Source organism: Pelomonas sp. Root1217 (assembly GCF_001425705.1).
Lineage (GTDB): Bacteria > Pseudomonadota > Gammaproteobacteria > Burkholderiales > Burkholderiaceae_C > Pelomonas.
The window spans coordinates 1-23,042 of the sequence record NZ_LMDC01000031.1; the positions used below are offsets into that span (position 1 = coordinate 1).

Below are 23,042 nucleotides of genomic sequence, written 5' to 3' on the forward strand. Positions count from 1 at the left end.
GGTGTAGTGCTCGACGCTGACGCGGATGACGCCGGGCAGCGGCGAGCTCAGCGTCACGGTGAGCGTGGGGCCCTGCAGCGTGTCGCCGCGGTGCTTGATAGGGCGGGTCGTGGCGAGCACGACCAAGCGGTCTTCGTGGACTTCGATCGCGTAGGCCTCGGCCGCGTAATGCGCGGCCACGCCCGGCTGATGCATCCACTGTCCGTCAGTGAACTTCATGCTTCTTGATTCCTTGTTTGTCTCTGACCGGCCGACATTTCATTTGGTCAGACCGAATTTGAGCACACAACATACCCGGTCTTACCAAACAAGCAGACAAACAAGACGCAAGGCGAAACACAGCCGAAAAACGGTCGCTGGCCCGCCTTCAGTGCAGATCTCACGAAAACCGCTTCATGGAGTCGTTTCGGCACCGGTACCGCATCGTTCCATGCCCGCAATGCATAGGGTTAACCCTTGTCGAAGCCGTGTAAACCCTAAGATGCAAGCCGTCAACAACGAAGAAAGGGAAACAAATGGAACTGCTGATCGTGACCTTGGTGCTGGCGACGCTGGCCATCGTGGGCCAACTGGGCGACGCCGTGAGCGGCCAGTACAACAGCAAGCGCGGCTGAAGCCGCACAGAAAACGGGCATGCGCACAGCGTGCCAAACAACTCAAGGGCTGCTTCTGCAGCCCTTTTGCTTTTGGCGCCCATCCACCAATACGAAATCCGTATAGCCACTGGCAAAGAATCGATATTTCAGAACTAGCAGCCCCTCCTAAGCTTCCGGCCGTTCCTGCACCAGTCATGGCCCCATGCGAATCACCAAGCTGACGACCTACCGCCTCGCCCCGCGGTGGATGTTCCTGAAGATCGATACCGATGCCGGCATCAGCGGCTGGGGCGAGCCCGTCATCGAAGGCAAGGCGCGCAGCGTCGAAGCCGCCGTGCACGAGTTTGAGCCCTATCTGATCGGGCAAGACGCATCCCGCATCAACGACCTCTGGCAGGTCATGTACCGCGGCGGTTTCTACCGCGGCGGCGCCATCCTGATGAGCGCCATCGCTGGCATCGACCAGGCGCTGTGGGACATCAAGGGCAAGGCCCTGGGTGCTCCGGTGCATCAGCTGCTCGGCGGCCTGGTGCGCGACAAGATGAAAGTCTATTCCTGGGTCGGCGGTGACCGCCCGGCCGACGTCATCCGCGACATCAAGCGGCTGCGCGAAGGTGGCTTCGACACCTTCAAGATGAACGGCTCCGAGGAGATGGGCCTTATCGACAGCGCCCGCAAGGTGGACGAGGCCGTGGCCCGCATCGCCGAGATCCGCGAAGCCTTCGGCCACGACATCGAGTTCGGCATCGACTTCCACGGCCGCATCGGCGCGCCGATGGCCAAGGTCATGCTAAAGGCGCTGGAGCCCTACCGGCCGCTGTTCGTCGAAGAGCCCGTGCTGGCCGAGCAGGACGAAACCTACGCCCGCCTGGCTGAGCACACCGCCATTCCGTTGGCGGCCGGCGAACGCATGTATTCGCGCTTCGAGTTCAAGCGCGTCTTCCAGGCCGGCGGCCTGTCCATCGTGCAGCCGGATCTTTCTCACGCCGGCGGCATCACCGAGTGCCAGAAGATCGCAGCGATGGCCGAGGCCTATGACGTGGCCTTCGCGCCGCATTGCCCCCTGGGGCCCATTGCGCTGGCCGCCTGCCTGCACGTCGACTTCGTGTCGCACAACGCGGTGCTGCAGGAACAGAGCATGGGCATCCACTACAACCAGGGTGGCGAGCTGCTCGACTACGTGCTGAACAAGGAAGACTTCCACATCGAGAACGGCTACATGAAGCCGTTGACCAAGCCCGGCCTGGGCGTGGTGGTCGATGAGGAAAAGGTCATCGAGGCCAGCAAGACGGCGCCCGACTGGCGCAACCCGCTGTGGCGCCATGCGGACGGGAGCGTCGCCGAATGGTGATGGACGGCGGCCGCCTCATCGCGCTGGACTGGGGCAGCACGCGGCTGCGTGCCTTCCTGCTGGGCGCCGACGGTACCGTGCTGGCGACGCGCCAATCCGAGCAGGGCGCCTCGACGCTGGCCGGCGCAGATGCTTTTGCCCAGGCGCTGGCCGCCGTGACGGATGGCTGGCCCGAGCTGCAGATGCTCGCCTGCGGCATGGTCGGCAGCCAGCATGGCTGGCGCGAAGCGCCCTATGCGCCCTGCCCGGCCGACGCCGCCGCGCTGGCTCGCCAAGCCTTGCAGGTCGATGCCAGGTTCTGGATCGTGCCCGGCCTGATGCATGACGGCGCCCAACCAGATGTCATGCGCGGCGAAGAAACCCAGATTGTGGGTGCCTTCGCCTTGCATCCCGAGCTGGCCGAACAGGCCTGCCTGGTGCTGCCAGGCACGCATTCGAAGTGGGCGCGCGTCAAGGCGGGCCGGGTGACGGGATTTGCAACCCACATGACGGGCGAGCTCTACGCGCTGCTGCGCCAACATTCCGTGCTCGCCCGCTTGATGCCTGCGGACGGCAGTTCAGCGCCCTCCTCCCAGGCCTTCCTGGCTGGCGTGGACGCAGCGCGCAAGGACGGGGCCCTGAGCCACCAGCTTTTTGCCGTGCGCACGCTGGGTCTCTTCAAGCGCCTGGCCGCCGAGCAGTTGCCCGACTACCTCTCCGGCCTGCTGATCGGTCACGAGATCGCCAACGAACTGAAGGCCGCCACACCCGAGCGCCTGGCCCTCATCGGCGACCCGGCGCTGTGCGCGCGATATGCGCTCGCCCTCGGCCGTTTCGGCATGGACGAGCCACTGCAACTCGACAACACCGCGCCCGCCGGCCTCTGGCGGCTGGCGCAAACCATGGGGCTTTGACATGCTCGACCAGGCACTGCAACAACTCCCCCTCGTCGCCATCCTGCGCGGCGTCAAGCCCGACGAAGTCGAGGCCGTCGCCGACACGCTCTATCTCGAAGGCTTCCGCGTCATCGAGGTGCCTCTGAACTCGCCCCAGGCGCTGGACTCCATCGCCCGCCTCGCACGCCGGCTGCCCGACGATGCGCTGATCGGCGCCGGCACCGTACTCAGCGCCGACGCCGTGCGTGACGTGCAGATCGCCGGCGGCCGCCTCATCGTCATGCCGCATGCCGACGTCGCCGTCATCCGCGTGGCCAAGGCGCGCGGCATGGCTTGCATTCCCGGCGCGGCCACGCCGACCGAAGCCTTTGCGGCCCTGCAAGCCGGCGCCGACGCGCTCAAGCTCTTTCCGGCCGAACTGGTCACGCCGCCGGTGCTCAAGGCGATGCGCGCCGTGCTGCCGCGCGAGCTGAGCCTGCTGCCGGTGGGCGGCATCACACCCGAGACGATGGCCCCGTACCGGCAAGCGGGCGCCGCCGGCTTCGGACTGGGCTCGGCGCTCTACAGCCCAGGCCAGACGGCGTCCGACGTGGCACCGCGGGCACGAGCTTTCGTGCAGGCCTGGCGCGCGCTCTGACGCGCGGCAAAAACAACGACACCGGAGACTCCATGAACCGCATGCTCACGCTGTGCGCAGGCGTGGCGCTGCTCGCTCTTGGCCAGGCCAGTGCCGACACGCTGCTCAAGCTCGATGCCCGCGCCGCCGCGCCGGCGCCGACAACCGGCCACCTGCAACTCGGCACGGCGCGCTCGCCCCAGGGCCAGACGCTGGACGTCAACAGCCAGTACCTGCTGCGCGACGGCAAGCCCTGGCTGCCGGTCATGGGCGAGTACCACTACAGCCGCGCACCCGCCGCGCAATGGGATGCCCAGCTGCGGCTGATGAAGGCCGCCGGCATCGACATCGTGGCGAGCTATGTGTTCTGGAACCATCACCAGGAGCAGCCCGGCGCCTTCAACTGGAAGGGCAACCACGACCTGCGCCGCTTCGTGCAGCTGGCCCAGGCCGCCGGGCTGCAGGTCGTCGTCCGGTTAGGCCCCTGGGCGCACGGCGAGGCCCGCTACGGCGGCATTCCCGATTGGGTCGTCGACAAGATGCCCACGCGTGCCAACGACCCCGAGTACATGGGCCACGTCGAGCGCCTGTACGCCGAGATCGGCGCGCAGCTCAAGGGCCTGCTGTGGAAGGACGGCGGTCCGGTCGTCGGCGTGCAGCTGGAGAACGAATACAACATCCGCGGCCCTGGCAAGGGCGAGGACCACATCAGCGCACTAAAGAAGCTCGCGCTGAAGGCCGGCATGGATGTGCCGCTGTACACCGTCACAGGCTGGGACGGCACCGTCTACCCGTCCGGCGAGGTCACGCCGGTCTTTGGCGGCTATCCGGACGAGCCCTGGGCCACCAGCACCCGGGAGCTGCCGCCCAAGGAGACGCACGCCTTCCGCTTCAACACCCGCGTCAGCGGCGATCTTGGCGCACAGACCCGGTCGCACGCCCCTGGCACCGCCGAGACCGACAAGGACAAGGTGCCCTTCCTCGGCGCGGAATACGGCCCCGGCCTGCCGGCCATGTACCGCCGCCGCACGCTGGTGTCGCCCGACGACATCGCGGCCATGCTGCCGGTGCAGCTGGGCTCCGGCGTCAACCTGTTCGGCTACTACATGTTCCACGGCGGCCGCAATCCAGTCGGCGTGGGTGGCACCGGACTGGAGGAAAGCACGCTCAGCGGCGGCTACAACGACACGCCGCGCATCAGCTACGACTTCCAGGCGCCGCTGGGGCCTGACGGCCAGCAGCGCCCGGTGCTGACCAAGCTGCGCCCCTTCCACTACTTCCTGCGCGAACACGGCGCCACGCTGGCGACGATGACGGTGCGCCAGCCCGAGCACTCGCCGACCAGCCCGGCCGACCTGCAGACGCCGCGCTGGTCCGTGCGAAGCAAGGGCGACGCCGGCTTCCTGTTCTTCAACAACCATGTGCGCCAGTACGCCATGCCGGCGCAGGTCGGCGTGCGCTTCGAGGTACAGCTGCCGGGTGGCACGGTGACGCTGCCGAGCACGCCGGTCGACATTCCCGACGGCGCCTATTTCATCTGGCCCATCAACCTCGAGCTCGACGGCGTGATGCTGCGCCACGCGACGGCCCAACCGGTCACACGCGTCGACGCGGGCGCCCAGGGCATCGTCCATGTGTTCGCAACGACGGCCGGCATCCCCGCCGAATTCGCGCTGCCCGATGGCATCAGGACACTGAAGCCGGACACGAACCAGCTGCAGCGCATCGGCAGCCGCGACGGTCGCGCCGTCAGCGTGCTGCTGCTGGCGCCGGAGCAGGTGGAGCAGTTGAACGTGCTGGAGATTGCCGGGCAGCGCCGGCTCGTTTTCAGCGAGCAGCAGGCCTGGGTGGCGGACGGCAAGCTGCAACTGCGCGGCATCGGCCCGCAGCCGCTACGCGCCGCCGTCTTCCCTACCCTGCCCGGGCCGCGTGCGGTCGGCCTGAAGGTCGGTCAGGACGGCCTGCTGCAACGCCTGGAGCTGGCGGGCGACAACGCCCAGCCGACGCTGCAGATCAGCCCGACCCGCCCGGCCCGGGCCGTGCCACCCGTGTTGAAGGGTGGCCTGGCCAAGGCGGCCGTGCAGCCCATCCCCGAGGCATTTGCAGCGGCGGCGACCTGGTCGCTGAAGCTGCCCCAGCCGCTGGCGCCGAACGCGGAGGACGTGCTGCTGGAACTGGACTTCGTCGGCGACATCGGCCGCGTCTTCGCCGGCAGCCGGATGCTGGACGACTGGTACTACAACGGCCAGCGCTGGCAGATCGGCCTGCGCCAGTTCGCGCTGCAGCCGGGTGCCGAATTGCAGCTCAGCGTGCTGCCGCTGCGCGGCGACGCGCCGGTCTACATCGACGCCGCCCATCGGCCCGCCTTCGCCGCCGGCCAGACGCAGGTCGCCGAATTGCGCGGCGCCCGGCTGTTGACGGTCAGGCGTGCAGCGATCGCGCCCTGAGCGATCGATATTCCGAATCTGGATAGTTAAGCCCGGACATTCGATTTGTGTTGAATGGAACCGCTCCGTAACCTGGACTTCTGATGACATTGAACGGCGACCTTGAACTGACCTTGCCACAGGGCGCCCTTCTTGGTGAGGGCCTGCTCTGGCATGGCGGCCGCTGGTGGTGGACGGACATCGAGGCGGCGACCCTGTTTGCCTGGCAGCCGGGCGCGGCGGGACCGCTGTCATGTCGTCTGCCGGATCGCCTGGGCAGCTTCGCCCACTGCCGCTCGGGCCGCGTGTTGCTGGGCCTGGCCAAGCGCCTGGCTCTCGCGACGCTGAGCGACAACCTGGACCTTGGCCAGTTGCAGACTGCTGCCCCTGTCGACGCCGCCGAGCCGCGCACGCGCATCAACGACGGGCGCACCGACCGGCGCGGCAACTTCGTCTTCGGCACGATGAACGAGGCCCAGGAGCGCCGGCCCAAGTCCACGATCGCCAGCTTCTACCAATACTCCATGGCCCACGGCCTGCGCCGCCTGGCCTTGCCGGCGGTGGCGATTGCCAACAGCGTCTGCTTCAGCCTGGACGGCCGCACGATGTACTTCTGCGACACGCTCTCCCAGCGCATCCAGCAGTGCGCTTACGACGCCGAAACCGCCCAGGTCGACAACGTCCGCCTGTTCACGGCGATGGACCAGGACGACGCCTGGCCCGATGGCTCGGTCGTCGATGCCGAGGGCTGCCTGTGGAACGCCCAATGGGGCGCCGGCCGGGTAGCACGCTACGACCCCGAGGGCCGGCTGATGGGCGTGTTGTGCGCCCCGGCCGCTCACACCAGTTGCCCCGCCATCGGCGGTGAGGGCATGGACCAGCTGATGCTCACCACCGCCCGCACGGAACTGAGCCGCGACGCTCTCGCCGCCCAGCCGCTGTCCGGCAGCCTGTTCGGCTTGCGCCTGCCCACGGCGCTGGGTGTGCCTGACGCCCTGTTTGAAGACTGATAGAAGACTAGGAGACAACGATGAAGATGCAACGACGCGCCGCACTGGCCCTGGCCCTGCTGGCCACCCCCTTTGCGCTGCAGGCGGCCGAACCGGTCAAGATCGGCTTCCTCGTCAAGCAGGCCGAGGAACCCTGGTTCCAGGACGAATGGCGCTACGCCGAGCAGGCCGCCAAGGACAAGGGCTTCACCCTCGTGAAGATCGGCATCCCCAACGGCGAAAAGATGATGGCTGCCATCGACAACCTTGCGGCGCAGAAGGCCGTCGGCTTCGTCATCTGCGCACCCGACGTGAAGCTCGGCGTGGCCGTCAACCGCGCCGCCAAGCGCCACAACCTCAAGGTCATGTCGGTGGACGATCAACTCGTCGACGGCGCCGGCAAGCCCATCGCCGACATCCCCCACATGGGCATCTCGGGCTACGAGATCGGCAAGCAGGTCGGCCAGGGGCTGCTGGCCGAGATGAAGGCACGCGGCTGGAAGCTGGACGAGGTGGGCGTGCTGCGCGTGGCCTTCGACCAGTTGCCCACGGCGCGCGACCGCACCATGGGCGCGGTGGATGCGTTGAAGGCTGCCGGCGTGCCGGCCGCCAACGTGGTCGACGCGCCCCAGGCCAAGACCGACACGGAGAGCGCCTTCAACGCCGCCAACATCGCCTTCACGAAGAACGCCAAGTTCAAGCGCTGGGTCGCCTTCGGCCTGAACGACGAAGCGGCCCTGGGCGCGGTGCGCGCCGCGGAAGGCCGTGGCATCAAGCAGGACGCGATGCTGGCCATCGGCATCGGCGGCAGCCAGACGGCGCTCAACGAGTTCACCAAGCCGACGCCGACGGCCTTCTACGGCACGGTGCTGATCAGCCCGAAACGCCACGGTTACGAAACCGCCGTCGCCATTTATGAGTGGGCCACGGCCGGGAAGACGCCACCACCAGTCACGTTAACCAGCGGCACGCTGATGACACGCCAGAACCAGGCCGAGCTTCGGAAGCAGATGGGGCTGTGACCATGAAGCAAGCCTTTTTGCACGAGGCCGCGAACACAGCCACAGAGGCACGGAGACACAGAGGAAAGCTGTCCGTCTCAGTGCTGTTCTCTGTGCCTCTGTGTCTCTGTGGCTGTGTTGTTCCACGGTTTGGCGTCTGACATGTCTTCCTTGCAGTTCGACAACATCAGCAAGCACTTCCCCGGCGTCAAGGCGCTGAACGGCGTGAGCTTCGAGGCGCGGGCGGGCCAGGTGATGGGCCTGCTGGGCGAGAACGGCGCGGGCAAGAGCACGTTGCTGAAGATCCTCGGCGGCCAGTACAAGCCCGACGGCGGCCGGCTGCTGATTGACGATCAGGAGCGCCACTTCACGTCGGCCGGCGACGCCATCGCCGCCGGCGTGGCCATCATCCACCAAGAGCTGCAGTACGTGGCCGAGCTGACGGTGGCCGAGAACGTGTTGCTCGGCCGCCTGCCGACACGCCTGGGCCTCGTCGACCACAAGGCCGCACGCCGGCTGGTGGCCGAGCAGCTGGCGGCCATCGGCGTGGACCTGGACCCGGCCTCGCGCCTGTCGGACCTGTCCATCGCCCAGCGCCAGATGGTTGAGATCTGCAAGGCCGTCATGCAGGACGCCAAGGTCATCGCCTTCGACGAGCCCACCAGCAGCCTGTCGCACCGCGAGACCGAGATCCTGTTCCGACTGGTGAAGCGGCTGCGCGCTGAAGGCCGCACGCTGATCTACATCTCGCACCGTCTCGAGGAGCTGTACGAGCTGTGCGACGCCTGCACCATCTTCCGCGACGGCCGCAAGATCGTCACGCACGAGGTCATGGCCGAGGTGCCGCGAGAGCGCCTGATCGCCGACATGGTGGGCCGCGAGCTGCAGGACATCTACGACTACCGCAGCCGCCAGCAGGGCCCGATGCGGCTTGAAGCGCGCGGCCTGCAAAGCGACCGGCTGCCCACGCCACTGAGCTTTGCGATGCGCGGCGGTGAGGTGCTGGGCTTTTTCGGCCTGGTCGGCGCCGGCCGCAGCGAGCTGATGCGCCTGCTTTACGGCGCCGACGCGCGCCGCGGCGGCGAGGTGCTGCTCGACGGCAAGCCGGTGCGTACCCACAGCCCGGCGGACGCCATCGCCGCGGGCATCGTCCTCTGCCCCGAGGACCGCAAGGAACAGGGCATCCTGGCGCACAGCTCGGTCGCCGAGAACATCAACATCAGCTGCCGCCGCCACGGCCTGGCGGGCGGTGTCTTCCTGCGCCACGGCAAGGAGGCGCAGCGCGCTGACGACTTCATCAAGAAGCTGCGCATCAAGACGCCCAGCCGCGAGCAGGAGATCCGCCTGCTGTCCGGCGGCAACCAGCAGAAAGTCATCCTCGCGCGCTGGCTGGCCGAACCGGGGCTCAAGGTGCTCATCCTCGACGAGCCGACCCGCGGCATCGACGTGGGCGCCAAGAACGAGATCTACAAGATCATCCACGACGTGGCGGCCTCGGGCTGCTGCGTCATCGTCATCTCCAGCGAGCTGCCCGAAGTGCTGGGCATCACCGACCGCCTCATCGTCATGCGCGACGGCCGCATCAGCGGCGAACTGGATCGCGCCAACGCCAGCGAGACCGCCGCACTTGCCCTGGCCTTGCCTGACGGAGCGCCCGCCGCACCACTGCATTGATCATGAACACGACCACTCTCACGCCCCGCCCTGCCATGTCCTCGACGTCCCGCGCCCTGCTCAAGGAACACAGCATGACGCTGGGCTACGGCCTGCTCTTCGTCGTGCTGGCCTTCACCGTCGAGAACTTCTTCTCCAGCGCCAACATCGTCGGCCTGCTGCTGTCGGTCGCCCAGATCGGCATGGTGGCCTGCACCATGATGCTGTGCCTGGCCTCGCGGGACTTCGATCTCTCGGTGGGCTCCACCATCGCCTTCGCCGGCGTGCTCGGCGCCATGGTGCTGGAGCGCACCGGCAGCGTCGGCCTGGCCATCGGCAGCGGGCTGCTGGCCGGCGCGCTGATCGGCGCGGGCAATGGCGTGCTCATCGCCTATCTGCGTGTCAACGCGCTGATTGCCACGCTGGCCACCATGCTGATGGTGCGGGGCCTGGCCTTCATCGCGTCCAAGGGCCAGGCCGTGGGCATCGCCGACGAAGGCTTCATCAGCTTCGGCGACACGAGCTTCCTGAGCCTGCCACTGCCGATCTGGATGACGGGCTTCAGCTTCCTCATCTTCGGCGTGCTGCTCAATCACACGGTGTTCGGCCGCAACACGCTGGCCATCGGCGGCAACCCCGAGGCGGCGCGCCTGGCGGGTGTGCGCGTGGAACGGCTGCGCGTGTGGATCTTCCTGCTGCAGGGCGTCGTCACGGCGCTGGCGGGCCTGATCCTGTCGGCGCGCATCACCAGCGGCCAGCCCAACGCGGCGACGGGCTTCGAGCTGGACGTCATCTCGGCCTGCGTGCTGGGCGGCGTGTCGCTGCAGGGCGGCAAGGCGCGCATCTTCGGCGTCGTCATCGGCGTGCTCATCATGGGCACGGTCGAGAACGTCATGAACCTGCTCAACGTCGACGCGTTCTATCAGTACCTTGTGCGTGGCCTCATCCTGCTGGCCGCCGTCCTTCTCGACCAACTGAAGACCCGAGGCGAACGCCGTGGCTGATCGATTGAAAGGCAAGGTCGCGCTGGTGACCGGTTCCACCCAGGGCATCGGCAAGGCCATCGCCCGACTCTTTGTCGCCGAGGGTGCCAAGGTCATCCTCAACGGGCTGGCAGCCGACGAGGCGCTGGGCGCGGCGTTGGTGCAGGAGCTGGGCGATGACAACGCCATGTTCGTCGCCACCGACATCGCCGATGAAGCCGCCGTGCGCGCCATGGCCGCCCGCGGCGCCGAGCGCTTCGGCACGATCAATGTGCTCATCAACAACGCCGGCATGGACGTCTTCGCCGAGCCGCTGGCAATGACGACGGCCCAATGGCAACGCTGCTTCGCCGTCGACCTCGACGGCGCGATGCACTGCAGCCGTGCCGTGCTGCCCGGCATGCTGGAGAGCGGCGGCGGCAGCATCGTCAACGTCGCCTCGGTGCACGGCCACCGCATCATCCCCAACGCCTTCCCCTATCCCGTCGCCAAGCACGCACTGATCGGCATGACCAAGGCGCTAGGCATCCAATACGCCGCGCACAACATCCGCGTCAACTCCATTTCGCCGGGGCTGATCCTGTCCGAGCGTGTCGTCGAGTGGCTGGCCAACTCACCCGAGGACGCCAAACGGCAGGTCGAGCTGCTGCCGCCCAAGCGCATCGGCGAGCCCATCGAGGTTGCCTACACTGCGCTCTTTCTCGCCAGCGATGAAGCCCGCTTCATCAACGCGACCGACATCCTCATCGATGGGGGCCGGTCGCAGCTCTATCACGAATGACTGACCCGCGCTCGGATCGCTTTGTCCGCTCCCACCTGAAGACCCGCCAGCTCGTGCTGCTGGTGGAGCTCGGTCGGCACGGCTCGATCCTGCATGCCGCGCAGGCCGCCAACTTGACGCAGCCGGCCGCATCCAAGCTGCTGGCCGACCTTGAGCATGCTTTGGGCGTCAAGCTCTTCGAGCGCCTGCCACGCGGTGTGGCGCCGACCTGGTATGGCGAGGTCATGATCCGGCGCGCCGGCGCGGCCCTGGCCGAGCTGGACGCGGGCCATCAGGAGCTCATGGAACTGCTGTCGGGCCTGTCGGGCCGCGTGGCGGTCGGTTCCGTGCTGACGCCCTCGACGACGCTGCTGCCGGCCGCCATCACGCAGCTCAAGGCCCGCCAGCCGCGGGTGCATGTCGCGATCTCGGTGGACACGAGCAAGCTGCTCATCCAGCACCTGCAGAACGGTGAACTCGACCTCGTCATCGGCCGCGTGCTGGACAGCGAGTCTGCCGCCCAGCTCAGCTTCGAACCGCTGACCGACGAGCCGCATTGCCTGGTCGTGCGCGCCGGCCACCCGTTGTCCGAGCGTCGCGACCTCAGCCTGGCCGAGCTGGCCCGCCAGAGCTGGATCCTGCCGCCTGGCGGCAGCATCCTGCGCGACCGCCTGACCGCGCTGTTCCTGTCCGCCGGGCTGGACCAGCCCCAGCAGACCGTCGAGACCCTGTCCCTGCCCGTCATCACCAGTCTGCTGAGCCAGTCCGACATGCTGTCGGCCCTGCCGGAAGAGCTGGTCAAACCCTATCTGGAGGCGGGTCTGCTGGTGGTGCTGAACTTCGACCTCGGCCTGCGCATGGACGCCTATGGCATCGTCACCCGGCGCGGCCATCAGCTGTCGCCAGGCGCGGAACTCATGCTGAACTGCCTGCGCGAGGAAGCCACGCGGCGCGGCCTGCACACCTGACGCGGCAGCGGCTATCCTGCCCAGCCGGACACTCAGGGAGCCCAGCATCGTGACCTTCTCCTGCGACGTCGCCATCATCGGCGCCGGCACTGCCGGCATGGCCGCCTACCGCGCCGCGCGCGCCCACACCGACCGGGTGCTGCTGATCGAGGCCGCCCACTACGGCACCACCTGCGCCCGTGTCGGCTGCATGCCCAGCAAGCTGCTGATCGCCGCGGCCGAAGCAGCCCAGGCGGTGCGCGAGGCGCATCGCTTTGGCGTGCAGGCCGAGGCGCCGCGCATCGACGGCCGGGCAGTCATGCAGCGGGTGCGAGACGAGCGCGATCGTTTCGTCGGTTTCGTGCTTGAGACGGTGCACGGCTGGCCCGAATCCACCCGGCTGTTCGGCCGGGCGCGCTTCCTTGCCCCGGGCGTGCTGGACGTTGCTGGCCAGCGTGTCGAGGCCCGAACCGTCGTCATCGCGACCGGCTCGCGGCCCTTCGTACCGGCCGGCTGGCGCGAACGGCTGGGAGCCAGGCTGATCGTCAATGACGATGTCTTCGATTGGGTCGACCTGCCGAAGTCGATCGCTGTCGTCGGCGCCGGTGTCATCGGCCTGGAGCTGGCCCTGGCCCTGCACAAGCTCGGTGTGCGCGTGCGCCTGTTCGCTCGCGGTGACCGCGTCGGGCCGCTGACCGATCCCGAACTGCAGCCGCTGGCCCAGAAGCTGTTCGCCGAAGACCTGCCATTGACGTTGAGCGCCACGCTGGACCCGACGCTGGATGGCGATCAGGTGCTCGTCGGCGGCGAGCGCTTCGAGGCCTTGCTCTGCACGGCCGGGCGCCAGGCCAATCTCGACGACCTGGGGCTGGAGACGCTGAACCTGCCGCGCGACGTCGAAGGCCACCCGCTGATCGACCGCCACACCAGCCAGTGGGGCGGCATGCCGGTGTTCATCGCCGGTGACGTCACCAACGACCGGCCGCTGCTGCACGAAGCGTCGGACGCCGGCCGCATCGCCGGCGACAACGCGGCGCGCTGGCCCGATGTGCACAGTCGCCCACGCCGTGCACCGCTGGCGATCGTGTTCAGCGAGCCGCAGATCGCCATTGCGGGGGCGAGTCACTCGGAGCTGCTCGCCACCGGCCGCGACTTTGACGTCGGCCGCGTCAGCTTTGCCGACCAGGGCCGCAGCCGCGTCATGCTCGTCAACCGTGGCGGCCTGCACGTCTATGCCGAGCGTGGCACGGGCCGGCTGCTGGGCGCCGAGATGATCGGCCCGGCCGCGGAGCACCTCGGCCATCTGCTGGCCTGGAGCGTGCAGCGCGGCGACACGGTGCAGCAGATGCTGGACTGCCCCTTCTATCACCCGGTTGTGGAGGAGGGCCTGCGCACGGCGCTGCGCCAGCTGCACAGCGACCTGCACCTGCTGGCGCCGCCCATAGAGAACTGCATGGACTGCGATACCGAGGCTGAAGCTGGGGCCTGAGTGCCATCCGCTTGATCGATCTCAAGCCGCGCGGCAGTCGGCGGCGCGACATTGAAGGCATCCTTCAGGAGATCGGCATGGACAGGCTCAAGAACAAGGTGGCCGTTGTCACGGGCGGTGCGATGGGCATTGGCGAGGCGATCTGCCGGCTGATGGCTGCCGAGGGCGCCAGGGTGGCCGTCACCGACCTCGATGACGAACGCGGCGAGGCGGTAGCGGTAGCGATACTTGCGCGCGGTGGCCAGGCCGCCTACTGGCATCTCGATGTCAGCGACGAGGCCCAGGTCAGGCGCGTATTCGCCGAGGTGGGGCAGCGCTTCGGGCCGATCACGGTGCTCGTCAACAACGCCGGCATCGCCGGGCCCAACAAGCCTACGCACGAGCTAAGCGTGCTCGAGTTCGAGCAGGTGCTGGCCGTCAATGTGCGCGGCGTCTTCCTCGGCACCAAGCATGTCATCGCGCAGATGCGCGAGGCGGGTGGCGGCAGCATCGTCAACCTGTCCAGCATCTATGGCCTTGTCAGCGCGCCGGACGTGCCGCCCTACCACGCCAGCAAGGGTGCCGTGCGCATGATGACCAAAACCGACGCCCTGCTCTACGCGGCCGACGGCATCCGCGTCAACAGCGTCCATCCCGGCTTCATCTGGACGCCCATGGTCGAGGGTTTCTTGAAGACGCAGCCCGACCCGGTCGCGGCCAGGGCCGGCACGGCCGCCCTGCATCCGCTGGGCCACATGGGCGAGGCCGACGACATCGGCTGGGCCTGTGTCTACCTGGCCAGCGCGGAAAGCAAGTTCGTCACCGGCAGCGAACTGGTCGTGGACGGCGGCTACACCTGCCGCTGAGTGCCACCCGTTGCCACGTGCGAGTCACAATGCGGGCCAACACCGCATTGAGACCCCGCGATGAAGAAGTTCGCCACCTGGAACGTCAACTCACTCGCCGTCCGCCTGCCCCAGGTGCTGGACTGGCTTGCTGCCCACCCCGTCGATGCCTTGGTGTTGCAGGAGACCAAGCTCACCGATGACAAATTCCCCACCATGGAAATCGGCGAGGCTGGCTATCAGGTGCAGTGGTTTGGTCAGAAGACCTACAACGGCGTCGCGCTGATCAGCCGGGAAACGGCCACCGATGTGGTCAAGAACATCACCGGCTTTGCCGACGAGCAGGCCAGGGTCATCGCCGGCACCGTGGGTGGTGTGCGCGTCATCGGCGGCTACTTCCCGAACGGCCAGGCGCCGGACAGCGACAAGTTCACCTACAAGATGAACTGGCTGACCGGCCTGCGCGGCTGGCTGGTCGAACAAATGAAGCAGCACCCCGAACTGGTGCTGATGGGCGACTTCAACATCGCCCCCGAGGACCGTGACGTCTACGACCCCATCGCCTGGGCTGGCCAGATCCACTGCACGCCGCAGGAGCGCGAGCACTTCCAGCAGCTCATTGGGCTGGGGCTGACCGATGCCTTCCGGCTTTTCGAGCAGCCGCCCAAGAGCTGGAGCTGGTGGGACTACCGCAACCTGGCCTTCCGCAAGAACCAGGGCCTGCGCATCGACCACATCCTCGTCAGCGCGGCATTGAAGCCCCGCGTGACGGCCTGCGAGATCGACAAACTGCCGCGCAAGAACGAGCGGCCGAGCGACCATGCGCCGGTCATCGTCACCCTCGACGACTGACCGCGGGTAGCGCGCGGGCGACGCGGGCTACTTCTTTGCCAGGACCCAGGCCACCAGCGCATTGGCGTGTCCGTGGCCCATCTCGTGCTCGGCCTTCAACAGGTTGACCAGCTCCATGTGCTTCAACGGCCCGGCCCGGGTGATGACCTGTTCCCAGTGCGCGATGGGCTGGCCGTATTTCTTCTCGATGGAGGGGAAATAGGAGGCGGGGCCCTTGACCTTGTTGTCTTGCGTTGCCATATCGATACCCTTCAAGTTTGACTGACGCCCGGCGATCGGCATCTGCTGCATGACGAATCGGAGCAGCGAGTTTCGACAAACCGCGAATCGCAAACCGGGCATTTCAAAGGCGAGTGACATGCACAACAGGCATCTGGCAGGCAAGGTGGCCCTGGTGGCCGGCGCCACGCGCGGCGCCGGCCGTGGCATCGCGGTGGCCCTGGGCGAGGCCGGAGCGACGGTCTATTGCACCGGGCGCAGCACGCAGGCGGCCCGCTCGGAGATGGATCGACCCGAAACCATCGAGGAGACGGCAGCTCTCGTCGATGCTGCGGGCGGCCGTGGCATCGCGGTAAAGGTCGATCATCTGGTGGCCAACGAAGTGCGCGATCTGGTCGCTCGTATCGAACGTGAACAGGGGGCACTGCACGTTCTGGTCAACGACATCTTCGGCGCGAGCAAGATCGAATGGGGCAAGACCGTCTGGGAGTCTGATCTCGAATTCGGCCTGCAAAGCCTGCGCCTGGCCATCGACACTCATGCCATCACCAGCCACTTCGCGATCCCGCTGCTGCTGAAGGCGCCGGGCGGCCTGGTGGTGGAGATCAATGACGGCACCGAGGAATACAACGGCACGCGCTACCGCAATTCCTTCTTCTACGACCTTGCCAAGGCGGCCGTGCTGCGCATGGGTTTTGCGCTCGGGCATGAACTGAAGTCGCATGGCGCGACCGGGCTGTCACTGACGCCAGGCTGGCTGCGCTCCGAGGCCATGCTGGAGGCGTTTGGTGTGCGGGAGGACAACTGGCGCGACGCCATCGCTCGCGTGCCGGGCTTCGCGATTGCCGAAAGCCCGGCCTTCGTCGGGCGGGCCGTCGTGGCGCTCGCGACCGACCCTGATGTCACGCGCTGGAACGGCCAGTCGCTGTCCAGTGGGCAACTGGCCCGCATCTACGGCTTCACCGACCTGGACGGCAGCCAGCCCGACGCCTGGCGTCACATGCTCGACAGCGAGGCGGGCGACATTGACGTGGCGGCCTATCGTTAGATCGCGTCGAGATTTGCCCGGAAGCGTTCGAAGAAACGCCCCACGTGCACGCCGTCGCACAGTGCATGGTGCACATCGACGGCGACCGGCATCAGCAGCCGGCCGTTCGTCTCGGTGAAGCGGCCGAAGGCCACCTTGGGCCGGTCGTCGCCCTGACCGCGTGCGTGGGTGAACGCAGTGAAACCCAGCCAGGGCAGCGCGGTCATGTGGACGAGCGTTTCCTCGCGCACGTCGCCGGGCTCATCGGCGGCGAAGAGGTCGCCGCTGGCACGGCGCACGCGCTCGATGCCCGGCCTGGCGCGGGCGGCAAAGCTGGCGAGCGAAGGTTCGCGGGGCAGCGTCAGGAAGCCAAAGCTGCCGTCGTCGCGCAGCACCGTCGTGCTGGCATGGATGACGCTGAACTCGCGCACGCCACGGCCCTCGTCAGTCAGGGTCTGGCGCATCGCGTCGATGCCGTTGGCGGCCTCGAGCGCGGCGTGGTGGTAGGCCAGCCAAGGCGTGGCGCCGTGAGCAGCGGCGCGCTCGCGCAGGCCGGTCACATCCACCGGCGCGGTGATGCTGAAGGCCGGCTGGGCCATGGTACGGAAATGCGCCAGCGCGGCGCGGCGCGGCCAGGCGTCGAGAGGGATGTCACGGTCTTGCATACGGACCGCATGCTCGCACGAAGGCCATGGGTGAACGTGGACAAAAAAGGAGCCCGGTCTGCCGAAGCAGGCGGGCTCGAAGGAGTTGAAGGGTGGTTGCGCGTCAGCCGCTCAGCTCGCCGCCTTGCATCGGCCGCACGCCGAAGTCATAGAGGGCCCGCTGCAGTTCCTCTGCGCGATCCTCGCCAAGGTCGGCAAAGAGGCGGCTGTTGGGCGTGCTGCGGATCTGGCCGATCTGGTTGTAGCCCAGCGTCTTGGCGCACGCCAGGGTGCGCGACGTCAGCGGCAGGCACTCGAGCGGCGCCTGGTCGGCGAGGCTCAAAAGCCGGGCATAGGTTTCGGGAGAGATGGACACGTTGCCTGCACTGGCGGGCGCCGGATCGGAATGCAGGGGCTTGGAGGGACTGGCCGCAAGCGCGGAGCTCGGAGTATGGAGCTGGTCGCTATGGCAGTTCATCGTCCCGATGCATCCTGTCCGGCGCGGGTGTTTCGGTCAGCCACCAAAGCGTGGAACACCGAGGATTTCGAGAAGCAGGTCGATGATTAACATGGGGGGCTCCGATCGGGGAAAGGCAGAAAGTCGCTGAGCCGGACTTTCCTTGTTTTCACCCCCCTAGGAACCTGGCAAGTCTGCTAGGTTGCGCTCGTCAAAGAATGCCGGCGGCCACGCACTTGAGCACGGCTTGGTGCTTGGACGTCACCTCCAGCTTGCGCATCGCATTGCCGAGATGGAAGTTTGCCGTCTTCTCGCTCATGCCCAGGATGACACTGACTTCCCACGCGGTCTTGCCCTGGGCCGTCCAGCTCAGGACATCCAGCTCGCGCTTGGTCAGCTTGGGCAGGTCGCCCTTGCTGAGCTTGGGACCCAGCAATCGGTCCGCGGCGGTCAGCGCGTGCGCTGCGAGAAGTTGCAACCCGGCAACCATTTGCATCAATTGCGCACCGGAGCCGGGAAGCTTTTCGTCCCGATCCACGCCGAGAACGAAGTGCTTGTCTCCTGGCAGATGCAGCTTGACCGCGATGCCGGTCTGGTAGCCGAAAGGCGCCTGCATTTCCCAAAGCTCGCCGACGCCCGCCGCCACGTAGGTGGCCTGGTCATAGACGACAGGCACCGTGTGCGTCATCAAATGGCCCACCACCGGGTCCCGCAGGGCATCGTTGCGGTCTTTCGCCGCTTCCAGATAGCCTGCGGGCGTGTTGCCGTAGGTGGTGATCTTCATGGTGTCGTCTTTCAGGACGCCACGCATCAGCATGCCCGAGATGATCGGAAAGCCCATGGCATCCGCCGTCTTGACAAGACGGCGCTCGAAGCCCTCGAAGTCTTCGCTGAGACCGACATCAATCAGCTGCTGATAGTTGATTTCGGGCTTGCCCATACCTGCCAAGTCTGCCAGCTTGTTCCCCGCTGGCCCTGACCAGAGACTGCCCTCCCGTTCGAATCACACGACACAGAGGAGCCGTCCATGTCAACCCTGATCCAGTTGCCCGAAGGCAGCGTCTGCTGGCCGGTGGCCGCACTGTCCAGCGCCGCCCAGGATGTCCGCCACGCCCGGACCCAGGTGCACCGCGCGCGCCGCGACGAGCACCGCATCAGCGGCTCGACGCGTTGGGAGCGTTGTTATGCCGATGCCTGCGCCTGGGTGGAATGGGACTGGGTCGAGATCACCGAGGGCACCATCGCGCAGGCCGATCCGCTCAATGTGCGCTCCAACGTGTTGCTGCTGGACGCCCGCGGCCGCCCGCTGCTGTCGTCGCGCCGCCGCGCGACGCTGGCCACGCTGGTGTATCTGCTGCCCTGGCAGGGGCCGGTGCTGGACACGCTGAGGATGGACCCGTCTTCGCGCCGCGCCGTCGTGGTCGATCAACGCCTGGCTGCCTGAACCCGGGTGACAGCGCGGGGCACTGCCTTTGCGCAGAATCAGCGGCTTCTTTGCTTGAAGCCGTTGCCATGAGTTCTTCCGCCCCCGACGACATCCTCGCGCAGTGGCAAGCCGACGAGGCCGCGGCGCGCACGCGCCAGCAACAGGAGCCCGGCTTGGCATCACGCGCCTTGCTGGCCGGCAAGACCGGCCTGCAGCAGATGCAGGCCCTGCTGGACGGCGAATGCCCGCCCGCACCCATCAGCCGAACGATGGACTTCCTGTTGGTCTCGGTGGCTGATGGCGAGGCCGTCTTCCAGGGCCGCCCCCAGTTCAAGCACTACAACCCGCTGGGAGGCGTGCATGGCGGCTGGTTCGCGACGCTGCTGGACTCGGCGCTGGGCTGCGCTGTGCACACCATCCTGCCCGTCGGGCGGGGCTACACGACGCTGGAGTTCAAGGTCAACCTGGTGCGCGGCCTGAACGACAAGGTGCCGCTCGTGCGCGCCATTGGCCACGTGGTGCACCGCGGCCGCCAGGTGACGACGGCCGAAGCCGAACTGGTCGGCCATGACGGCAAGCTGTACGCGCATGCCAGCACCACCTGCCTGCTGTTCGATATTCCCGGCTAGACGCGTTCGAGCCTGGCGTGCGGCGCCGGTGGCAGCCGCACCGCAATCACGTCGCCCGGCTTCACGACACCGCCGGCCAGCACGACGCTCATGACGCCGGCCTTGCGCACGATCTCGCCATCGGCATCGCGGTCGACGACGGCCTTCAGGAGGCCGGCCTCGAAGTTCTCAATCTGCGGGCAGGGGTTGCGCAGGCCGGTCACGCGCAGCACGACCTCCGCGCCGATGCGCAACTCCGTATCGCGAGGCAGGGCCAGCAGGTCGATGCCGCGCGTCGTCAGGTTCTCGCCCATCTGGCCCGGCTGCACGCCAAAGCCGCGCGCGGCCAGTTCGTCGAAGAGCTCGCCCTGGATCAGGTGGACCTGTCGCAGGTTGGGCTGGCTCGGGTCGACGGCCACGCGCGAGCGGTGCTTGACCGTCACACCGCAGTGGGCGTCGCCTTCGACGCCCTGCCCTGTGACGACACGCAGTTCGTCTCTCGCGAACTTGGAAAAGCTGTGCGTTGCGCTGGACCAAACGGCTGCAACGACCGCTGTCGTCATGCGCGCAGCGCCGCAGCTTCCGAAGCCAGCTTGGTGATACGCGCCCAGTCCTTGGCGTCGACCGCGTCCTGCGGCGTCAGCCAGGAGCCGCCGCAGACCTTGACGTTGGGCAACGTCAGGAACTGCGGCGCCGTCTCCAGCGAGATGCCGCCGGTCGGGCAGAAAGCCACGTCCGGGAAGGGGCCGGCCAGCGACTTCAGCAGGTTGACGCCACCGACAGCGACGGCCGGGAAGAGCTTGAGGAAGCCGAAGCCAGCCGCATTGGCCTGCATGACCTCGGAGGCCGTCGACACACCGGGCAGCAGCGGCAGGCCCTGGGCCTGGCAGGCGGCGGCCAATGCGTCGGTGTAGCCGGGACTGACGCCGAACTGGCAGCCGGCGCTCTTCGCATTCGCTACGTCGATGGGATTGCGCAGCGTGCCAGCGCCGACGATGGCACCAGGCACCTTGGCCATGGCTTCCATGGCCCGCAAGGCGACGGGGGTGCGCAGCGTCACCTCAAGCACGCGCACACCGCCGGCCACCAGGGCTTCGGCCAGCGGCACGGCATCTTCCAGGCGTTGGATGACGATGACGGGGATGACAGGGCCGTGGCTGGCCAGGCTGGGTGTGTCGATCATTTCAGTTCTCCATGAGACCGGGTATTCGGGCCGAGCGCTGGGCCGCTCCCGAGCCGGCCCGCTTGGCGAAGCTTTCGGCTCAATGCCGGAAGCTTTGGCGTCCCCTCGGGGGACCGATCAGGTTGGCGCGCGTTCAGCGCCGCAAGACTGGGCGAGGAGCCTCACTCTCACAACCAGGTGCAGGCGCCCTCTTCGGCGCTCAGGACATTGCGGCGCAGGCCGGCGAAGAGTTCGCGGCCCAGGCCGTGGGCGTTGACGTCGGCCTCATCCGGGTCGAGCGTCGCCACCTCGCGCGTCGCCCATTCGGCCTCGTCGACCAGGGCGGCCAGCGTGCCGGTCTGCGCGCAAACGCGCACGACGTCGCCATCACGCAGCTTGGCCAGCGGCCCACCGGCCAGGGCCTCGGGGCTGACGTGGATGGCCGCGGGCACCTTGCCGGAGGCCCCGCTCATGCGGCCGTCGGTGACCAGCGCCACCTTGAATCCCTTGCCCTGCAGCACGGCCAGCGGCGGCGTCAGCTTGTGCAGCTCGGGCATGCCATTGGCGTGCGGGCCCTGGAAGCGCACGACGACGATGACGTCGCGCTCCAGCTCGCCGTTCTTGAACGCGTTCAGCATGGCTTCCTGCGTCGTGAAGATGCGGCAAGGCGCCTCCACGGTGTGGCGATCTTCGGGCACGGCCGAGACCTTGATGACGGCGCGGCCGAGGTTGCCGGCCAGCAGCTTGAGGCCACCGGTGGCGCTGAAAGGCGCGGCGGCCGTGCGCACGACACCGTCGTCGCCACTGGCGGCCGGCAGCGGCTCGCGCACCACCTCGCCGCTCTGGCCCACCGCCCGCGGCACGAAGGCATAGGGGCGCAGGCTGTCGCCGGCGACTGAGATGACGTCCTCGTGCATCAGGCCGGCGTCCATCAGCTCACGGATGACGAAGCCCGGGCCGCCGGCGGCCTGGAACTGGTTCACGTCTGCACTGCCATTGGGGTAGACGCGCGACAGCAAGGGCACGACGGCGGACAGGTCGGAGAAGTCCGTCCAGTCGATCAGGATGCCGGCCGAACGGGCGACGGCGACCCAGTGGATCAGGTGGTTGGTCGAGCCGCCGGTGGCGAGCAATGCCGCCATCGCGTTGACGATGCAGCGCTCGTCGACGAGGTGGCCGATGGGTTTGGCGGCCCGGCCCGCCACGCGGCCGCTGATGTTGATCGCCGTGGCGACCGCCTCGCGCGTCAGCGCCGTGCGCAGGTCGTCATGCGGGTGCACGAAGGCGCTGCCCGGCGTGTGCAGGCCCATGGCCTCCAGCAGCATCTGGTTGCTGTTGGCGGTGCCGTAGAAGGTGCAGGTGCCGGCGCCGTGATAGGCCGCCTGCTCGCTCTTCAGCAACTCGTCGCGGCCGACCTTGCCCTGGGCGTAGAGCTCGCGCACCTTGGCCTTGTCGCTGTTGGAGATGCCCGAGCTCATCGGCCCGGCCGGCACGAAGACGCAGGGCAGATGGCCGAAGTGCAGTGCGCCGATCAACAGGCCCGGCACGATCTTGTCGCAAATGCCCAGCAGGAGGGCCGCGTCGAAGACGTCGTGCGTCAGCGCGATGGCCGTGCCCATCGCGATGGTGTCACGCGAGAACAGGCTCAGCTCCATGCCAGGCAGGCCTTGCGTCACGCCATCGCACATGGCCGGTACGCCGCCCGCCACCTGCACGGTGGCGCCCAGGCGATGCGCCTCCGCGCGGATCTGTTCCGGATAGCCCTCGTAGGGCTGATGCGCCGACAGCATGTCGTTGTAGGCCGTGACGATCCCGAGGTGGGGGGCTTTCTCGGCGACGATGCGCAGCTTGTCGTTTGACGGCATGGCCGCCACTGCGTGGGCGACGTTGGCGCAGCCCATGCGCTCGAAACCGCGCTGGCGCCCGCCGAGCTTGGCGATGCGGGCGAGGTAGTCGCCACGCAGCTTGGCGCTGCGTTCGCGGATGCGGTCTGTAACTTGACTAAGTGTGTTGTGCATGCGGGTCTCCTGCGGCTCTCGTAACCGGCCCTTGGGGATTTAGGTAACCATATTACTTGCCTCGAGGGCTGCGCGGGTTACGGGCTGGGTACCTGAGAAACGTCGTGCAACTCTCTGGC

The 23,042-nt window shown here is 67.5% G+C and carries 24 protein-coding genes; 16 read left to right on the plus strand and 8 right to left on the minus strand.

Going from position 1 to position 23,042, the window contains the following annotated elements:
* Positions 1-219: hypothetical protein (locus tag ASC95_RS28610; protein WP_157256562.1), on the minus strand; the 219-nt coding region annotated here is incomplete at its 3' end.
* A gap of 579 nt (positions 220-798) precedes the next feature.
* Here ASC95_RS28610 and dgoD point away from each other — a divergent pair.
* The 13 genes from dgoD to ASC95_RS28675 all read left to right on the plus strand — a co-directional run bounded on the left by dgoD (position 799) and on the right by ASC95_RS28675 (position 15,362).
* Entirely contained in the window at positions 799-1,947 is a 1,149-nt protein-coding gene (gene dgoD / locus ASC95_RS28615) for a galactonate dehydratase (RefSeq protein WP_057301114.1), read from the plus strand.
* Entirely contained in the window at positions 1,947-2,840 is an 894-nt protein-coding gene (locus ASC95_RS28620) for a 2-dehydro-3-deoxygalactonokinase (protein ID WP_057301226.1), read from the plus strand. Before dgoD ends, ASC95_RS28620 begins: the two co-directional genes overlap by 1 nt.
* A gap of 1 nt (position 2,841) precedes the next feature.
* Positions 2,842-3,459, plus strand: a complete 618-nt coding sequence (locus ASC95_RS28625) for a 2-dehydro-3-deoxy-6-phosphogalactonate aldolase (protein WP_057301115.1) — start codon at positions 2,842-2,844, stop codon at positions 3,457-3,459.
* 32 nt (positions 3,460-3,491) lie between these two features.
* The gene (locus tag ASC95_RS28630; RefSeq protein ID WP_057301116.1) at positions 3,492-5,885 is read left to right on the plus strand and encodes a beta-galactosidase; all 2,394 of its coding nucleotides are present in this window, start codon (positions 3,492-3,494) and stop codon (positions 5,883-5,885) included.
* A gap of 83 nt (positions 5,886-5,968) precedes the next feature.
* On the plus strand, positions 5,969-6,874 hold the full coding sequence (locus ASC95_RS28635) for an SMP-30/gluconolactonase/LRE family protein (protein ID WP_057301117.1): 906 nt from the start codon (positions 5,969-5,971) through the stop codon (positions 6,872-6,874).
* A 26-nt stretch (positions 6,875-6,900) separates the two neighbouring features.
* Positions 6,901-7,875: an arabinose ABC transporter substrate-binding protein gene (locus ASC95_RS28640; RefSeq protein ID WP_057301227.1), complete on the plus strand. Its 975-nt coding sequence runs from the start codon at positions 6,901-6,903 to the stop codon at positions 7,873-7,875.
* A 141-nt stretch (positions 7,876-8,016) separates the two neighbouring features.
* Entirely contained in the window at positions 8,017-9,528 is a 1,512-nt protein-coding gene (gene araG, locus ASC95_RS28645; protein WP_057301118.1) for an L-arabinose ABC transporter ATP-binding protein AraG, read from the plus strand.
* Between the two features lie 74 nt (positions 9,529-9,602).
* Positions 9,603-10,511 carry an L-arabinose ABC transporter permease AraH gene (araH, locus tag ASC95_RS28650; RefSeq protein ID WP_369820643.1) on the plus strand — a complete coding sequence of 303 codons (909 nt, stop codon included), beginning with the start codon at positions 9,603-9,605 and terminating at the stop codon, positions 10,509-10,511.
* Positions 10,504-11,271 (plus strand): SDR family oxidoreductase, encoded by a 768-nt coding sequence (locus tag ASC95_RS28655; protein ID WP_057301120.1) that lies wholly within the window; start codon positions 10,504-10,506, stop codon positions 11,269-11,271. Before araH ends, ASC95_RS28655 begins: the two co-directional genes overlap by 8 nt.
* Positions 11,268-12,218 (plus strand): LysR family transcriptional regulator, encoded by a 951-nt coding sequence (locus ASC95_RS28660; RefSeq protein ID WP_057301121.1) that lies wholly within the window; start codon positions 11,268-11,270, stop codon positions 12,216-12,218. Before ASC95_RS28655 ends, ASC95_RS28660 begins: the two co-directional genes overlap by 4 nt.
* A 46-nt stretch (positions 12,219-12,264) precedes the next feature.
* Positions 12,265-13,686: a dihydrolipoyl dehydrogenase gene (locus ASC95_RS28665; RefSeq protein WP_369820644.1), complete on the plus strand. Its 1,422-nt coding sequence runs from the start codon at positions 12,265-12,267 to the stop codon at positions 13,684-13,686.
* Between the two features lie 77 nt (positions 13,687-13,763).
* Positions 13,764-14,531, plus strand: a complete 768-nt coding sequence (locus ASC95_RS28670) for an SDR family NAD(P)-dependent oxidoreductase (protein WP_057301229.1) — start codon at positions 13,764-13,766, stop codon at positions 14,529-14,531.
* 60 nt (positions 14,532-14,591) lie between these two features.
* On the plus strand, positions 14,592-15,362 hold the full coding sequence (locus ASC95_RS28675; RefSeq protein WP_057301122.1) for an exodeoxyribonuclease III: 771 nt from the start codon (positions 14,592-14,594) through the stop codon (positions 15,360-15,362).
* A 27-nt stretch (positions 15,363-15,389) separates the two neighbouring features.
* Here ASC95_RS28675 and ASC95_RS28680 read toward each other — a convergent pair whose 3' ends face one another.
* Positions 15,390-15,602: a DUF4287 domain-containing protein gene (locus ASC95_RS28680; protein ID WP_057301230.1), complete on the minus strand. Its 213-nt coding sequence runs from the start codon at positions 15,600-15,602 to the stop codon at positions 15,390-15,392.
* 118 nt (positions 15,603-15,720) lie between these two features.
* Between ASC95_RS28680 and ASC95_RS28685 the strand changes: the two genes are divergently transcribed.
* Positions 15,721-16,629 carry an SDR family oxidoreductase gene (locus ASC95_RS28685; RefSeq protein ID WP_057301123.1) on the plus strand — a complete coding sequence of 303 codons (909 nt, stop codon included), beginning with the start codon at positions 15,721-15,723 and terminating at the stop codon, positions 16,627-16,629.
* Here the strand turns inward: ASC95_RS28685 and ASC95_RS28690 are convergent.
* The 3 genes from ASC95_RS28690 to ASC95_RS28700 form a co-directional block, all read right to left on the minus strand.
* On the minus strand, positions 16,626-17,273 hold the full coding sequence (locus ASC95_RS28690; protein WP_057301124.1) for a CatA-like O-acetyltransferase: 648 nt from the start codon (positions 17,271-17,273) through the stop codon (positions 16,626-16,628). The two genes, ASC95_RS28685 and ASC95_RS28690, sit on opposite strands and share 4 nt — an antisense overlap.
* Positions 17,274-17,376: 103 nt before the next feature.
* Positions 17,377-17,628 (minus strand): hypothetical protein, encoded by a 252-nt coding sequence (locus tag ASC95_RS28695; protein ID WP_157256563.1) that lies wholly within the window; start codon positions 17,626-17,628, stop codon positions 17,377-17,379.
* A 292-nt stretch (positions 17,629-17,920) separates the two neighbouring features.
* Positions 17,921-18,649, minus strand: coding sequence for a helix-turn-helix transcriptional regulator (locus ASC95_RS28700; RefSeq protein WP_057301126.1), 729 nt, complete (start codon positions 18,647-18,649; stop codon positions 17,921-17,923).
* A gap of 87 nt (positions 18,650-18,736) precedes the next feature.
* Between ASC95_RS28700 and ASC95_RS28705 the strand changes: the two genes are divergently transcribed.
* Both ASC95_RS28705 and ASC95_RS28710 read left to right on the plus strand, forming a co-directional pair.
* Positions 18,737-19,153 carry a DUF4902 domain-containing protein gene (locus ASC95_RS28705; protein WP_057301127.1) on the plus strand — a complete coding sequence of 139 codons (417 nt, stop codon included), beginning with the start codon at positions 18,737-18,739 and terminating at the stop codon, positions 19,151-19,153.
* 68 nt (positions 19,154-19,221) lie between these two features.
* Positions 19,222-19,764, plus strand: a complete 543-nt coding sequence (locus ASC95_RS28710) for a PaaI family thioesterase (RefSeq protein ID WP_057301128.1) — start codon at positions 19,222-19,224, stop codon at positions 19,762-19,764.
* On the opposite strand, the gene ASC95_RS28715 is transcribed toward ASC95_RS28710, so the two are convergent.
* The 3 genes from ASC95_RS28715 to edd form a co-directional block, all read right to left on the minus strand.
* Entirely contained in the window at positions 19,761-20,306 is a 546-nt protein-coding gene (locus ASC95_RS28715) for an MOSC domain-containing protein (protein ID WP_057301129.1), read from the minus strand. The two genes, ASC95_RS28710 and ASC95_RS28715, sit on opposite strands and share 4 nt — an antisense overlap.
* Positions 20,303-20,926, minus strand: a complete 624-nt coding sequence (eda, locus tag ASC95_RS28720; RefSeq protein ID WP_200960225.1) for a bifunctional 4-hydroxy-2-oxoglutarate aldolase/2-dehydro-3-deoxy-phosphogluconate aldolase — start codon at positions 20,924-20,926, stop codon at positions 20,303-20,305. The genes ASC95_RS28715 and eda overlap by 4 nt, the downstream gene beginning before the upstream one ends.
* 167 nt (positions 20,927-21,093) lie before the next feature.
* The gene (gene edd / locus ASC95_RS28725; RefSeq protein WP_057301130.1) at positions 21,094-22,923 is read right to left on the minus strand and encodes a phosphogluconate dehydratase; all 1,830 of its coding nucleotides are present in this window, start codon (positions 22,921-22,923) and stop codon (positions 21,094-21,096) included.
* Positions 22,924-23,042 lie beyond the last annotated feature (119 nt).